Genomic DNA, 15,705 nt, shown 5'->3' with positions numbered 1-15,705 from the left:
ATTTTTCGACAATGGGTTTGTTATTCATCGGTCGGTTTTGCTATTAATTTGAATCCGGTTCGGAGTTCTGACGTAAACCGCAAAATCGATCGGGAATACATTATTATCAGGAGGATGAGTAATGCTCACAGTAGATCGTAGATTTTCGGCTCAACACGTTTCAACGAGTAATTTGAATTACGCGCAGCGCTCTACATTTGACGATTTGGCAGATGAAGGATATGGATTGCTATTTATTCGTTCAACAACAGCAGGAAAGGTTGCAGTGTGTAGCAGTGGCAACCAACTGGTTACCATCGATCAGGCCGGCAGTTTAAATTTACAACCCAGCATCGACTTAAGACGCTAAAGTTTACATCATCCCGAGTTTCTAGTGCGTCGGGCTTGGGATAGCTGAACTAACTTTGCAGAGGTTTGTGTTTCATAATACGCAGCGGATAATCCCCCTGTTCTGCGACCAGAAACCTTGTTGAGCACAATACCCAAAATTGGGGCATGAACTTTACGCAATCGGTCTAACCCCCCTTTCACATCACTCTTCGATGTTTGATCGGCCCGTACAATGTAAAGAAGCTTATCGGCAACAGCCGACACGACTTGAGCATCGCTCACCGCTTGAATTGGGCCCGTTTCAATGATGATTCGATCGTAATGTTCGCGCAGCCCTTGAATCAACACTTTAAACTTTTTAGAGGCAAGGAAGTTCAGAGGATCATGGGTTTTTTCGCCCGCACAAATAACGTCGATATTCCATTCAGGATTACGCTGCACGCATTCTCCAACGCGATGCGTTCGCGCCAAAACGTTAGACAAACCAGGAATATTATGAGGTAAGTACAGCATTTCGTTCACAGATGGCTGACGCATATCTGCATCAATCAATAGAACCTTTTCCATTTCTCCGCAGGCTTTCGCCAGTTGGAATGCAACTGACGACTTCCCTTCACCGGACACCGTTGAAGTAATTGCCACTAATTGATTAAATCCGCCGCTGAGTTGTAAGCGAGTTCTAAGCCCCCTAATCGCCTCAGCAAAGTAAGGGTCATTAGAAAGCGCTCTAACCGGATCGGTACCTTTAGTTTTGATCAAAGGCAGCTCGATTAATACATCTAGACCCAAGCTCGATTCTACCTCTTCGGCCTTAGTGAGCACGCCCCTTATCAGACTCTTAGCCAACACTAAGAACACGCCGACCATGCCACCAAAAAAGGTTCCCACCAGTAAAATAACCGACTTACTCGGTTTAAAAGGCGATGTTGGGATCACTGCGGGGTCAATTAAGCGCGCATAATTGTGTTCTAAATCATCGGTGGCTTTGGTTTCTTGCAAACGAGTCAAAAAGGTATCGTACAACTTTTGGTGAGCTTCAACATCACGCTGCATTTGAGTAAACGTAGACTGCACATTGCTTAAACGTTGATAAGCGGCTTTCACTTCTTTAAAGGTATTCTCTAAACCTTTGACTTTTAATTCTGCATCACGATAGCGGTTGTCTAATGCGGAAAACACTTGTTGGAGTTGCCGATTTAAATTGGACTCAACCGCCTGTTTTTCAGCGGCCAGAGCCAAGCGTTTCGGATGTTTAGGGCCATAGCGCTTTGCCAATTCAGACTCTTTAAGCTCTAATTCAAATTGACGCTGACGAATGTTTTTAATCGAAGGGTGGCTGCGCACTTCTTCCATTTCCAACAAGCTTCTAATACTTTTTTTGTTCAGTGTTATCGCCAACTCTGATTTGACTTTAATGTCTTCAACATTTCTGCGTGCATCAATAATTTGCGACGTAATTTGGTTGAGTTCCTTACTCACTAAACCAAGAATACCCGACATATCAATCAGATCTTCATTTTTACTAAACTCAGATAATTTGGCTTCAGCGTTTCTCAGGTTAACACGCTGCTCTTCAAGCTGTTCCAATAACCATTGAGTCGTTTGTTCTGTCACCTGGCTGCGTGAATCGCGGTGATAATCAATGTAAGCGGCAACCACCCCATTCGCGACTCCTGCGGCTAATTTAGGGTCATGTGCATCAAAACTAATTTGCAGGATTTCGCTGTCTCGGATTGGAGAAATCGTCAGGTTTCTCCTAAATATTTCTTCTAATTCTTGTCGAGTCACATCGACATGCAATTGAGGACGAATATTATCTCGCCCGAGAACAAAGGACTTCCAATATTCAACAAGATTGGGCTGTCGATAGGTATATTCCGGGTGTGTTTCCAGAGACATTTGAGCAATCACTTTGCGCGCAATGGCTCGTGATCGAAGCAACTCTACTTGGGTGTTCATGTGTGATGAACTGCGCTCATCCAATACATACAACTGCTCAATCGCAACCACATTGTTTTGCTGCCCACCAATTTGAACATTGGCCGTTGCACGGTACATGCGAGGAAGAGACATGGCATAGATCAATGCCATCAACATAAAGATTATAGCTATACCGATAATTTTATAACGCTTGCTCCACAGCAAAACAACGAAGTCTACGAGGACTTCGTTGCCTTTTGATGATGTGGTGTCGTTATGATGGTCCATACATACCTAGCTTCAAAAGAAGCTTTCAGAAATCTCGATAATGTCGCCGGCCATCACAAAGGTTTCACGTTTTGCTTTGTACCGCTTCTCATGTTCTTCCGTTGCTCTACGGATGAACCATTTGTCTTTTGATGCCCGCTCTTTTAATCCCCCGGCAAGTGCAATTGCCATGTCAATAGTCAGTCCCGGCTGATAGGGGTAGCCTCCTGGGGAATTCACTTGTCCGTGGATGAAAAACGGCCGATACTGAACCACAGACACTTGTACGTGCGGGTCGACTAAATAGTCGCCTAATAAACCTCGCTCAATTTCTTGTGCAAGTTGAAGTACCGTAAAACCCTCTGCTCTAACTTCGCCCAAAAATGGGAAACTAATATTACCCGAACGCCCAATTTCAGTTTCAATACTTAAATCAGACTCGTTGTATACGTGAACTTTAATTCTATCCCCAGGCCCGAGCAAATAAGATTTCCCAAGAGCATACGCAGCACCACTCACACCGTTGAGCATTAATGCCATCACTACACACATCATGACCGAACGGAGCCAAACAATTCGTTTTGAACACCGCTTGACCATACTCCGAGTCGTCAAATTACTTACTCCATCTAAATTGACTTAATGAATTGCCACTTATGACCAGCACGTCTTATCATTATAACGGACGCTGTCTTCTAGTATATCGTCAAATACATGACTCTCTTGAATTACCTGTCAATAATTAGGCCAAGTTTTCGTCATATTCTAAGCGAATTGTGATGTAACGCGACTCCCAATCTTTCAAGTCCTCACTGGCTTCCATGCAAAGGTCAAAATCGCAGCTACACTAAAAGTCTGATGAATCATCATTTTTAAGGGAATACTATGGGTTTTGTGCTGTTTATTTTGATTGGTGCGGTGGCCGGTTGGCTTGCTGGTCAGATCATGAAAGGGGACGGATTTGGTCTTCTCGGTAATATTGTGGTTGGCATTGTAGGATCTGTTGTTGGAGGGTTTGTATTTGGCCTTCTTGGATTTGGTTCCACCGGCATGCTCGGATCATTGATCACCGCAGTAGTGGGTGCTGTAATCCTTCTTTACATTGTCAGTCTCGTTAAGAAATGACATGAATCGAGAAGCGTTCAGGTGCGACCTATTCGTCGTACGGCAACTGAACGCTATTTTTCACGCCAACAAAACTCCATTTGAATTGCGGTTTGGGTTGCCAACTCAAGACCATGTAGCCTTCCGACCAAATGTAAGCTCATATCGATACCAGCCGAAATCCCTCCCGATGTGACGACTCGGCCTTGGTCAATCCAACGTGTGCTATCGACCACATTTAATGTTGGAAACATTGATTTCAAATCATCAATATCTTGCCAATGAGTTGCCACTTTTTCTGTGGTGACCACACCGGCTTTGGCCAGTAAAAACACCCCAGTACAAACTGACGCCACCAGTTTTGCTTTGCTGGCTTGCTGACCAATCCACTGAATCACCTCAGCTTTGTCTAATTCTGGCAGATGTACACCGCCCACGGTAATAAGAACGTCAATTTCAGGATGGTCGTCAATGCTAAAGTGAGGTATCACCTTAAAGCCCGCACGAGCACTTACAGGTGTGAGTGTTTGAGCCACCAAAAACACATTAAAAGGGCTCTCGCCATCAACTCGTGACGCGGTTGAAAACACCTCATATGGACCAGAAAAGTCTAAAACTTCAGCATTCTCGTAGATGTAAATAGCAACATTCATTGACCACAGCTCCCTCAATAATCACGATACACAACTTTAGTACAATGCTATTGTTAAACGGAAGAGCTGACGTCTCGATCAGTGGTCAAATTGTTAAGTTTTTGAGGCCGCGCGCTCCTTTAAATCAGTTGACTCTCAAGCATATTGATTGACCCATTGGCACTTCTTTATCATTCGCAGTGATGATCCATGCCTATGAGAGCAACACATAAAATAAAAGGAGCAGCGTTGGATTGGCACTCATAGTATTCGCTGCCATCACTGTTCTGTTAGAATGTAAGCGAACTCATCAAATGATCGCTCTTCCCATTCTCAACGGATAGCCAAATCAAAACTTGGTCAAGTAGAGCGAACGTCAAAATACTCCAACACAAGAGCGACAATTTTGAGCACTACAGACTTTTCATCTTTACCCCTGAAACCCGGTTTGTTGGAAAACTTATCTTCGCTGGGTTATGAACAAATGACGCCAATTCAAGCGCAAAGTTTGCCCGATGTATTGGCTGGCAAAGATGTCATTGCTCAGGGCAAAACAGGCTCGGGCAAAACTGCAGCATTCGCTCTGGGACTGCTACAGCGGCTCAACGTCAAACGTTTCCGTGTGCAGACTTTAGTGTTGTGCCCAACACGCGAATTAGCCGATCAAGTCGCCAAAGAAATTCGCAAAATTGCGCGTCAAATTCACAATATTAAAGTGCTCACTTTGTGTGGTGGACTTCCTATGGGACCACAAATTGGCTCACTTGAGCACGGCGCTCATATCATTGTGGGTACGCCGGGACGCGTTGAAGATCACTTACTCAAGGGCCGCTTAATACTCGATGAACTCAACACCTTTGTATTGGATGAGGCCGACCGAATGCTAGAAATGGGTTTTCAATCGGCCATTGATGCAATCATCGATTACGCCCCCAAAGATCGCCAAACTTTACTATTTAGCGCGACTTTTCCAACACAAATTAAATCCATTGCCGACCGAATCATGGTGAACCCAACGATGGTAAAGGTGGAATCTACGCACGACACCAACACCATCGAACAAAACTTTTACAAAGTTACAGATAACACCAGTCGCTATGAAGCCTTGCGTGTGTTGTTATTGAAGTATCAGCCGGAGTCCAGCGTGGTTTTTTGTAACACTAAACGTGAAACTCAAGAAGTAGCCGATATTCTCGCCGACGATGGCTTTAACGTTGTGGCCTTGCACGGCGATTTAGAGCAACGCGTGCGCGACCAAACGCTGGTGCGCTTTGCCAATAAAAGTGCATCGGTTTTAGTTGCAACTGACGTTGCAGCCCGTGGGTTAGATATTGAGTCGCTCGATGCCGTGATTAACTATCACGTATCTCATGATCCTGAGGTTCACGTGCACCGTATTGGCCGAACTGGACGCGCCGGTAGTAAGGGCTTGGCACTAACCTTGTTTAACGACAATGACGGTTACAAAGTTGCCATGCTCGAAGAGTACATCGGCATTTCAACAGATCCCTCTCCTCTGCCCAATGAAGATGATATAGCCGCTCGCCCAGCGCCAGCCAGCATGGCGACACTATGCATCGACGGTGGTAAAAAGCACAAAGTTCGTCCCGGTGATATTGTCGGCGCTTTAACGGGCAAGTCGGGCATCCCCGGAGATGCCATTGGAAAAATTCATGTATTTGACCGAATTGCTTACGTTGCGGTTCGTCGCGATGTAGCCAACTCGGCATTTACCAAACTCAGTGAAGGCAAGCTCAAAGGCCGAACCTTCCGAGTATGGCGAGTGCGAGGCTAACGCAAGCACAACACGATGAGTCAAGGCAGGCCACGGCAATCCTTCACCGTGGCCTTTTTATATCCCCTTCAGTTACTTATACCGTAAATAATACGTTGCACGCGCACGGATGTTGCTGTGTCATGATTCCATGTTGCCAACACCAGTGAAATGGCATGATAGCCCGTGTGATATGGCGTGATGCCATTGCCTATTTCAATCATCCATGTGAAGTGTCGCAAAGCCACCAAGAGTGGCCTATATTTAGGGCGCTTTCCTCGAACGAGAACCTGATTATGATTAGCATTTCCAGCCATTTTGACGGCGGCAATATCGAAGTCCTCGATTGCTCAGATCCAAGTAATATCCAGTTGAATATTCGCAAAGACAACAACTCCGATTTTTACCAGTGGTTCTATTTCCGCATCAACAATGCCGCGAACACACCGTGTAAAATGGTCATTCAAAACGCTGCAGGTAGCTCTTACACCGAAGGCTGGGAGAACTATGAAGCCGTTGCTTCATATGATCGTGAACATTGGTTTAGAGTCGATACACGATACGAAGATGGTCAACTCGTGATTCAACACGAACCTGAAATTAACAGCATGTACTTCGCTTACTTTGCACCATATTCGATGGACCGCCACGCCGATCTCATTGCCTATGCTGCCAGCAATTGTGAATGCGAAGTGGATGTCATTGGCCAAACCTTAGATGGCCGAGACATGGATCTGCTCACCATCGGTGACGAAGCCGAAGGCAAATTGAAATGCTGGGTCATTGGGCGTCAACACCCCGGTGAAACCATGGCCGAATGGTGGATGGAAGGGTTTTTAGGGCGCATGTTGGATGAAAGTGACCCCGTTCGTCGAGAACTGCTCGAAACAACAACATTCTACGTCATACCAAACATGAATCCGGATGGCAGTTTTCGAGGTCACCTTAGAACAAACGCAGCAGGCGCAAACCTCAACCGAGAGTGGGAAACGCCAACCGCACAAAACAGCCCGGAAGTGCTGGCCGTTCGCAATAAAATGGATGAAATTGGCGTTGATTTTTGCTTCGACGTACACGGCGACGAAGCACTGCCCTACAATTTCATTGCAGGTGCAGAAGGCATTCCAAGCTGGACTGCAGAGAAGCAGGCTCAACTGGACAACTTTCAAGCCGAACTGGTCAAAGCAAGCCCAGATTTTCAAACCGAAGTGGGCTACCCTGTATCCGCTCCTGGCGAAGCCAATATGACCGTGTGTACGCATGCGATAGCTGAACGATTTAACTGCTTAGCCATGACATTAGAAATGCCATTCAAAGACACCGAGCAAACGCCGGATACAGAACAAGGCTGGTCTCCAGAGCGATGTCAACGTTTGGGTGAAGCCTGTGTGAGCGCTATTTTTGCCAGCCGCCACACGCTGCGTTAAATAAAAAAGCCTCGCCCCGAATGAATCGGAGCGAGGCTTTCATAATTAAGTGACTATTGCTCGTTACACTTTTAGATAAGAACGCAATAACTCAAGGCTATTCTCAGCGTTGAGCGGCTTAAATATAAACCCATGTACACCCAATTGCTGACAACGATCAACCACGGTTGAGTCAGTTACCGAAGACAACATGACTACAGGCGTTTGCGTGTCAAAACTACGAATCGCTTCTAAAGCACGATCGCCATTCACTTGTTTCATAACAACATCCATGAACACAAAATCAGGCTTATCAGAGCGCATCATCTCAACCGCAGATGCGCCATCGTCTGCCTCAATGGTATTGGTGTAACCCATGTCAGCCAGTAAGCGCACAATGGCTTTTCGGATCATTGGGCTATCGTCAACCGTCATGATTAAGGCATTTTTATCCACTGGAACGCCATTAAGTGGCGGTGGAATAATATGCGCTTCGCTGGTTAAATTCACATCGGTGTACACGTTGTCTTGCTGAACTTCTCGAACCAACAAGTTGAAGTAATAACGGCCCACGCCTTCAACATGCACAGGAACCGTTACAATTTGCTTAACCCCTTTGAGATAGGGAGTCATATCTTCCAAGTCTAGCGCCACATGTGGGCTAGCAAACTCAAAGCCCAAGTTGTGTTTTTGCAGCAAATGAGTGGCGCGACCCACAATGGTGTTACCCCATTCTTCTAAAGCTGACACTAAATCTTCATTCAATGTGTCGCTGTCATTGCTTTCCCCTACTAATGACAATTGCACTGCTTGCCCCACGGCAACGGCCGTTTCGGAATAGTGATGCATCAGAATTACACCATCAAGGTTACCTTTCATGTCCGAACAAACGGCATAACCTTTAAACCGAAAATCTTCAACATTATCGATAAATGCTTCGTCGGCCCTTCCTTCCAAACCCGTCATAGCTTTTAAGCTCGACAGTGACTCCTGAATAAATGGATGAAGAATAATCTTATGTATGGTTTCGACAGACATCTTAAGTCCTTTTTTATGGTTATATGTGCCTTTTTATTTAACGATAAGGCACTTAGCGCACATTTTTATTGCAGTGATGCAATCAACCCAAAAATCCTATTCAAGTTCGCAACAAAAATCTGAGAGTTAGGGCAATTTATACATATAAATAGCAAATACAAGAAACAAAAAAGGAAGCCTAAGCTTCCTTCTTACCGACACTTTACTGTTCTCGGTTAATCAACTTGGTGAGTTCCTGTAACGGCACAGGATGATCATCAAATAGATTTTGAAGCCTTAATAAAGTAATACCGCCAAAACCAGGCTTGCGCTCCAATGCTCTGCGAATTTGGCGCCAGCCTTGTTTCTGATATAACTCGCCGGCCAAGGCGTTTTCCCCCATGAGAGTCACGCCCACTTCAGAGGCAGCATCAGCCATCCAGTTCACCAAGTCTTCCGCTCTGGAGTAACCTTCATAATCTTTGTTCACCATTTCCAAACAGGTGAAATGAAGTGCCACTTTATCGCGCAGCTTCTTGGGGATGAGATCTTCGAGTAAGCTGGCATATTCACCGCTGTCATGGGGTCCCATGTGCGCATGAGGAGCAATAAGGCCCGCCGTAATCTCAGCCACTCGTGGTGTTTCAGGATCACTCACTTCCCAATGAATGCCGGGAACTTTCACACCGAGCATGACAGTTCCCATCCCCCCTTCTGTAAACACATCATTGGCGCACTCAAGGACATTGCGTCCATGTTTCACTAAGCCTTGCTGATACCAATACAAAAATTCACGCCCCCAAGCGGAGTACAGATAATTTTTGTTGGTGAACAACTGGTCCGCATCTGGCATTTCAATGTCATCAAAACTAGATAACTGCATTCCAAATGCAAAGTTGAGGGCGTCAACCGTTGCATATTTTTGCTCGATATAGTTTTTCCAGTCTTGCTGCGCCAAGCGGCTGTAACACTGCAAGGTACCTCGGTTTGGATAATTCCCCCAATCATGAGCATTGTAACTTGGGTAACGCAATTCACCTGCTGGGCCCAAGCTAATGTTAATTTCATCGATCAAGTCAACATGAGCTGCGTAGTGCTCACAAAACGCCTGCATGAACCGACGGTAATATGGCATGACATAGGAGTCGGCCCAGTGTGAAACATACTCCATGGATGAGTCACCTGACTCACTCACGTATTGAAGATCGCGAACCGATTCCAATGGGTCATTCGCCACCAGCATTTTGCCCCACAACCAAAGAGGAATGGTTTGCATGAAATCATCGTTCACATTGCCACCCGCTTGGTGAAACGACAAAATCGGCACCCACTGCATGTCATTGGCCGCTAGAATTTCGAGCATGCGGTCATAGTAGGTCCAATCAAATGATTTAGGTTGTCGTCCCTCAATCATGCCCCACCACAAATCGGTGGATATTGCAGTCACACCTACGCGACGAAGTTGCTGCACCTGCTCTTCAAACTCGCTCCAATTTTCTTCTTCGAGCATGAGTTTCTGATTGGCAACTTTCAAATGGAGCGGCCCCATCACCCGAAAAGTTTTGCGACCACTTTGCTGCTCAATACTGCCGCCATGCTTGAGATGTGCGAGTTGGCGTAAACGGAACGGCCCTGCCGACTGCTTGTCCAGTGCACTGTCTAAATCTTTTAGGGCCCAGCCTGCCAGCCCTGGCTGCGATAAAACCCGCTGAATGAGGCTGTCCCACGTTGGGTGATCGGCCAATGCCGCCAAGTTTCGATTTTCAGCGACGATGGCTACATTTTGCTGTTGCGCTTGCTCTAACCAACGCGTCACTCGGCGCGAATGTTTGGCTTGCTCTAGTCCGGTAATAGAAATACACAAATTACGTTGAGTGGACTGACGCAAACGATCAATCAATGCATCAAAGAAATCGAATGGATGATCCGGTTGCATGTCCAATTGAATGCCAGCAAATGCCGCTTGAGCCAATTGATTCGGATCTTCTGCGCGCGCACCGAACGTAACCGGAATGCGAAGCCCGATAGAATGAGTCCAATCTGAAGAAAATTGCTGTTCAACAAGCGCAACACATGCCTGGCCATAGTCCAATAGTTGGCCTTGATACCATGCAAAAAAACCTTCAAGTGCACGGGTGATTTGCATCGGTTCGCTGGCGCTCGAATAACCGTACAGGGCAATAAACTGGGGACGAAGCGAGTCTAATATTTCTTGAGTTTTTGCCTCTGGAGCAACGTCCCAAGCTTGATACCAATGTTGTTTATCACCATGTAACGCAATCATATCGCGTTCAAGACAACCTATCGACAAGTCACTAAACACGGGCAATTGGGTGACTTTGCCATGACGTCTTATCAATGGGTAACGCAGCTCTCCTTCAGGCCCAACACCAATTTGAATATGTGGAATGTTGCGTTTGAAGTCGGAAAAGTGAGCCACAAACCCTGAAATAAATTGCTCGATATAAGGAAAGAATAAACTTCTGGCCCACATGCTAGGTGCCGCGTGGCTATCCCGGCCTGTGCTATCTACGTATTTTAAACTATCTAACGGCCACACATCGCTGGCTTCAGACTGTATCTTCCCCCAAAACCAGTCGGGCATCAGGTTAATTTGGCGAGCATTGCTCAAGCCTGATGCAGAAAAACTAAACTCGGGAATAATCCCCAATCCAGCTTCTCTCATTAATTCGAATAAACACCGGTAGCCGTCCCAAGATTCTTGCTGAAGTGCGTTTTCAGGGTGAAATGGCGCAACAACACGCCAACTAATTGGCAAGATAAGGGCGTCTACACCTTGCTTACGCGCATTTGAGAATTTTTTGCTAAGCGCTTCTTTACGAACGCGATCTTCGGTTAACCCGTGGATGTGTCGGTGTAAATCAACCGGAGCATACAACCAAACTTTCAACGGCAAAAACGAACTCGTCATAACGTACCTTTGTAAACCGCATGTAAAATACGGGGGTAAAACGTGCTTTGAAGTTTAGTTGTTTTATCACATCTAGGGTTGATATTAATCAGCTCAAAGCGCTTGGCTGATAGTAAACCGGTACCATTTAGAAAATATTTTTCAAAGCGTTATAAAAGTGGAAAGATTTGAAACGAGAGAGGGTCTAAGCCCTCTCAGCTAGCACTATGGGCGCGGTTGATAATCGCGGTTTTTCGGCGGACGTTTTGGCTTATGATCGTCAAATTCAGTTTTCGAAATAACACCATCAGCATCGGCATCAATGTGTGTAAATACACGCTCGTGTTTACCATGCGGAATAGTATGTTGGCTAAATTCTTCAAGTGTCATTTTACCATCACCATCCACATCAAGTGACGAAAACGTAGGTCTTTCGGGTTTATCAGCATGACTCCGAGGTGGCTCTGCCAATGCACCAAAAGCTGCACTCATGAGCAGGCCACACACACCTCCAGCTTTCATCCAAGTGCCCATAAACTTGCTCCGCTATTATTGTTTATTTACACACTTAAGATATCAGCCTTGGGCTTAAACAGTATGCAAACAATATGAAATTATTGGAGTGAATGAAAAAATCGATCGGAGCGGGGTAAGAAGTAATTGTCATAATCTAACGACATAACCACCGTCTTAGAACGCCCGACAATTTCATTCCTCGGTATAAAACCAATGACTCTTGAATCGGCGCTATTATCTCGATTATCGCCCAAAGCCAAATAAGCGCCTTGCGGCACTACCACTGGCGCAAAGCTCGATAGTTCGCCTGCAACCACCCCTGTTCGAATCGTATGTTCAAACCCCAGTAAATCTTCCATTTGGTCCTCCGAGGATTGTGCTTCGCGTTTAGGTAGCTCTGAATAGTGCAATGCGTGGCCATTGATAAATAAGACGTTATTGCGCATTTCAACATGATCGCCCGGCATACCAATCACTCGCTTCACCAAACGCTGTTGCGAGACTGCAGAATCAAAAACAACAACATCTCCGCGTTGGGGATCGCCCAGTTTCATCAGTGAAATATGTGTGAAAGGAACTCTAATATCGTATGCAAGTTTGTTGATGAGAATTCGATCGCCTTCAACAAGAGTGGGTTTCATTGAGCCTGTGGGTACCGAATTCCAATCCGCGATGGCACTCCGAAATACGAACATCAAACATAAAAAAACAACCAATGAACGGTTTTCTTTCCAATAACGAGACCATAGTATTTTCATCGTTAAACCTTCCGTATGAACAGCAGATTTAAACATACACAAAGGCCATTAGGCGTTCATATCAAAACTGTAAGGAACAATGAATACGAATAATGCATAGAAACAATCGATAGCAAACGATTTGCCAGTGTTGCAGTTAACAGCCATGGGTGACCGAATTCACCTCCATAGACTCCAAGGTTCCAACACCACCATTTCCGCTTCCACCAAAGCCACTGAGCTCAAATGTATAATAAGCAAAGCAGTCTTTTTCAGATAGAGCATGCCCATTTGGGAAGAAAAACAACCCCCAACCACCGCGCCCTGCAATCACATTGCTCATTTGTAAATTGTCGATGATGCAATAGCTCTTTTCTTCGCATACTGTATCGAGAAACGATGAATTTCCACCAATGTAATGGAAATCTGAAGAGGTCATGAGCTGTTCGAACCCGTTAAACCAAATTTCGCGAGGTACCCCTCCGTTGTAAACGGTAATGCTAATGCCATCAAAGGTCATTGTGGTGGGGCCCTGCACGCTATCAAGCCCCATAATCATGGCTTTAGATTGCACCAAGTTCACCACAGTCCCTAGGCTACCTGAGATCCCTTGTAATGCTGCGGCTTTCGCATCTGAAGCAAAACCAACATAACGTGGCACTGCGCGCACGGCTAAGATGCCTAATATTAGGATCACCATCACCAATTCTATGAGCGTAAAACCTCCGGTGTTTCCGCGCTGCTTAGCATACTTCATAACATCTCTAACTGGCCTTGAAATTCAATGTGAGTCAAACGCATCATGCAACATCTCAAACTTAGGATGAGTTCAATGCACCTCACCTTTTTGGCGGCAAAGTATACAATACAGAGTAATGCTGCTCAAAACTTGACGCTATGCAACGGAATTCAGAACTTGTTGCGTGAATGGCGCAACACTGATGTGCAATATTGTCACTTTAGTGATGGGAAGCATTTTCTGATATTCCGGCCGGTATGAATAGGTCGGTTCATCACCAACCTAATAGAGAGAATGGCTACATTAGATTATTCTGAACACACATCATTGCAGAGTCGATTCAATTTGTGAGGGGCGATTTTAAAGTAAGCGGCTAGGTTTATAATGAGGAGCATCAATAAAGTGATTGAAAAACCGACTCACTCCTTAGGGAAGAATGAGCCGACCATTCAACGATTTAATTCACGGCAACAATGCGATTGAGCTGTTTCGCCTGCACCTGACTGACGCCACCGTCAGACCAAAGTACGTCAATTGTAGCTGCGGTATCACATTGACCTAAACCAAAATGAATAAATCGATCAAAGCTAGATGAGTATGCAGCACCGGTTGAGCCCATTCTCCGCTGTTGCGTAACGCCACACGCTGTGACCTTTACAATCGCGCCATTGGTGATGCGGCGCTGTCGATGGCTCGACGGTAATTCAACCGTAAGGAAGTTGGCTACTGAGTCCGCATTCGCTTGGTTTGCAAATAAATGCCATTTTCCGCGCTCATTGCCAATAACAACGTCAACATGACCATCTAAATCATAGTCAAAGCTGTCGATACCTAGCCCAAATGCTCCGATATCACTTGATATAAGTTGATGACCTTGCGCTTGTTTGAAGTGGCGCGCTTGACCTTCACTTGCAAGGTTTTGCCAAATGGTCACAGGATTGTCAAAGACCATCGTGCCGAGGTGGCTGACAATTAGATCTTGATAGCCATTGTTGTCGATGTCGGCCACGGTCACACTGCTGCTTCGGTCCATGTCATCAATACCGACCTTTTCAGACACATCCACAAACACACCATTTTGATTTTCGAGCAACATATCGGTCATGCCCGGATCTATCTCGTATGAGGGAGCATTTTTCACATTGCCCAATACCACAGTAGCTTGAGAGAAAATATCGCCTGCAACTTTCCAATATTCATTGCCGATATAGCCAATGTACAAGCCTTTATTGTACTGCTTGTCAGGAAAGCCCAACGCGTTACTGCTGACAAGTGTGGTGTTGCGCCCTGAATGAGTTTCGCCTTTAAATGTATAGTCATACGCAGACTCTCCGGCATAAAAAGAACTATGCGGCCACGGCGTTTGGAGGTTTTCAATGGCGAGTGTGTCGCCCACTTTTAACTCAAAGTCGAACTTGCCTCGCATGGTAAACAGTGCCCACTTCTGGGTCTCTGGGTTGTAGAAGGTCTCACCGGCAGTAAATGGTTTGCCGCGCGATATAAATAGGTCAAAATCACCGTCATTGTCGTAGTCAAACTCAACAATGCCTGTGACATGTTTAATGCCTTGCGGCAAAACAGAAGGTGGAGCAGGTTTAAAGGTCAAATCTCCCTGCCCTTCAAATGCTTTCACACTGCCATGCCCGTAGAGCAATAAGTCCGGCACCAAATCATTATTAAAGTCCGTCACCTTAGTTTTTTGACCATCACTTCGCACCGGTGGCAGCATATCTGTAACGGTGAAGTTCCCTTTGCCATCGTTGCCGTAAATATAGCTTTCACTCGCGCCGCGACGCTCCTTACTGGGGAAAGCAAAGTTCACAAGATCCAAATCACCGTCATTGTCCAAGTCGAACAGCTTGAGCGTGCGGCCTCGCATCAAGGCCAGTGGTGTTTTCGATTCAGCTAAAGCTGAAAAAGTGCGGTCTCGATGAGCCCTAAAAATCTTTGCATTACGAGCATTACTGCCCGACCCACCCCCACGAGAGACAATCACTTCAAGCAACCCGTCTTGGTCAATATCACCTACGGCAACACCGTGAATGTCTCCCATGATCAGGTCATAGGGCTTGGCTAATTTCCCTTGGTTATTCCACATCACACGAATGCCGTAACCATGATCGTTGATGATTAAATCCGAGTAGCCATCTTGATCTAAATCGGCCACAACCGGCGCATCCCATTTACGGCGATCTTTATTTTCCTTGGCAAAATCTTGATTTGCTTCAGCAAACTTTATGTGTACAGGTTTGCTCGGCTCGATGCTATTTACAGCTTCAGATGAACAACTAACGAGTGAGAGCCCCGCGATCAAAAAAACAGCTTTTTCCATGATTCGATACATCACTATAT

13 protein-coding genes are annotated in these 15,705 nt (G+C 45.7%); 4 read left to right on the top strand and 9 right to left on the bottom strand.

Annotated features, from left to right (window positions below; translation table 11 throughout):
- The first annotated feature begins 121 nt into the window (after positions 1-121).
- Positions 122-349: a hypothetical protein gene (locus tag NAF29_RS02490; RefSeq protein ID WP_251259901.1), complete on the top strand. Its 228-nt coding sequence runs from the start codon at positions 122-124 to the stop codon at positions 347-349.
- An 8-nt stretch (positions 350-357) separates the two neighbouring features.
- Here NAF29_RS02490 and NAF29_RS02485 read toward each other — a convergent pair whose 3' ends face one another.
- Complete coding sequence (locus tag NAF29_RS02485; protein ID WP_251259900.1) at positions 358-2,538, bottom strand: GumC family protein; 2,181 nt, start codon at positions 2,536-2,538, stop codon at positions 358-360.
- A 12-nt stretch (positions 2,539-2,550) separates the two neighbouring features.
- Positions 2,551-3,132, bottom strand: coding sequence for a polysaccharide biosynthesis/export family protein (locus NAF29_RS02480; RefSeq protein WP_251259899.1), 582 nt, complete (start codon positions 3,130-3,132; stop codon positions 2,551-2,553).
- Positions 3,133-3,402: 270 nt separating this feature from the next.
- Between NAF29_RS02480 and NAF29_RS02475 the strand changes: the two genes are divergently transcribed.
- Positions 3,403-3,642 carry a GlsB/YeaQ/YmgE family stress response membrane protein gene (locus NAF29_RS02475; protein WP_251259898.1) on the top strand — a complete coding sequence of 80 codons (240 nt, stop codon included), beginning with the start codon at positions 3,403-3,405 and terminating at the stop codon, positions 3,640-3,642.
- 53 nt (positions 3,643-3,695) lie between these two features.
- On the opposite strand, the gene NAF29_RS02470 is transcribed toward NAF29_RS02475, so the two are convergent.
- Positions 3,696-4,274, bottom strand: a complete 579-nt coding sequence (locus NAF29_RS02470; RefSeq protein WP_251259897.1) for a DJ-1/PfpI family protein — start codon at positions 4,272-4,274, stop codon at positions 3,696-3,698.
- Positions 4,275-4,659: 385 nt separating this feature from the next.
- On the opposite strand from NAF29_RS02470, the gene dbpA reads away from it, so the two are divergent.
- Positions 4,660-6,048 carry an ATP-dependent RNA helicase DbpA gene (gene dbpA, locus NAF29_RS02465; protein WP_251259896.1) on the top strand — a complete coding sequence of 463 codons (1,389 nt, stop codon included), beginning with the start codon at positions 4,660-4,662 and terminating at the stop codon, positions 6,046-6,048.
- 278 nt (positions 6,049-6,326) lie between these two features.
- Positions 6,327-7,454, top strand: coding sequence for a M14 family metallopeptidase (locus NAF29_RS02460; protein ID WP_251260256.1), 1,128 nt, complete (start codon positions 6,327-6,329; stop codon positions 7,452-7,454).
- A gap of 63 nt (positions 7,455-7,517) precedes the next feature.
- Here NAF29_RS02460 and NAF29_RS02455 read toward each other — a convergent pair whose 3' ends face one another.
- The 6 genes from NAF29_RS02455 to NAF29_RS02430 all read right to left on the bottom strand — a co-directional run bounded on the left by NAF29_RS02455 (position 7,518) and on the right by NAF29_RS02430 (position 15,685).
- On the bottom strand, positions 7,518-8,471 hold the full coding sequence (locus tag NAF29_RS02455; protein WP_251259895.1) for a response regulator: 954 nt from the start codon (positions 8,469-8,471) through the stop codon (positions 7,518-7,520).
- Positions 8,472-8,673: 202 nt separating this feature from the next.
- Positions 8,674-11,382 carry a family 14 glycosylhydrolase gene (locus NAF29_RS02450; protein WP_251259894.1) on the bottom strand — a complete coding sequence of 903 codons (2,709 nt, stop codon included), beginning with the start codon at positions 11,380-11,382 and terminating at the stop codon, positions 8,674-8,676.
- A gap of 204 nt (positions 11,383-11,586) precedes the next feature.
- Complete coding sequence (locus tag NAF29_RS02445) at positions 11,587-11,895, bottom strand: EF-hand domain-containing protein (protein WP_251259893.1); 309 nt, start codon at positions 11,893-11,895, stop codon at positions 11,587-11,589.
- Positions 11,896-11,975: 80 nt separating this feature from the next.
- Positions 11,976-12,635: a signal peptidase I gene (gene lepB, locus NAF29_RS02440; RefSeq protein ID WP_251259892.1), complete on the bottom strand. Its 660-nt coding sequence runs from the start codon at positions 12,633-12,635 to the stop codon at positions 11,976-11,978.
- Positions 12,636-12,771: 136 nt separating this feature from the next.
- Complete coding sequence (locus tag NAF29_RS18150; protein ID WP_285817541.1) at positions 12,772-13,371, bottom strand: type II secretion system protein; 600 nt, start codon at positions 13,369-13,371, stop codon at positions 12,772-12,774.
- Positions 13,372-13,810: 439 nt separating this feature from the next.
- Positions 13,811-15,685, bottom strand: coding sequence for a CRTAC1 family protein (locus NAF29_RS02430; protein ID WP_251259891.1), 1,875 nt, complete (start codon positions 15,683-15,685; stop codon positions 13,811-13,813).
- Positions 15,686-15,705: the final 20 nt, after the last annotated feature.

Origin of the sequence: Echinimonas agarilytica (assembly GCF_023703465.1) — a bacterium.
Classification (GTDB): Bacteria; Pseudomonadota; Gammaproteobacteria; order Enterobacterales; family Neiellaceae; genus Echinimonas; species Echinimonas agarilytica.
Note: the sequence above shows the minus strand (reverse complement) of the source record. Positions and strands in the feature narration are given on the sequence as shown.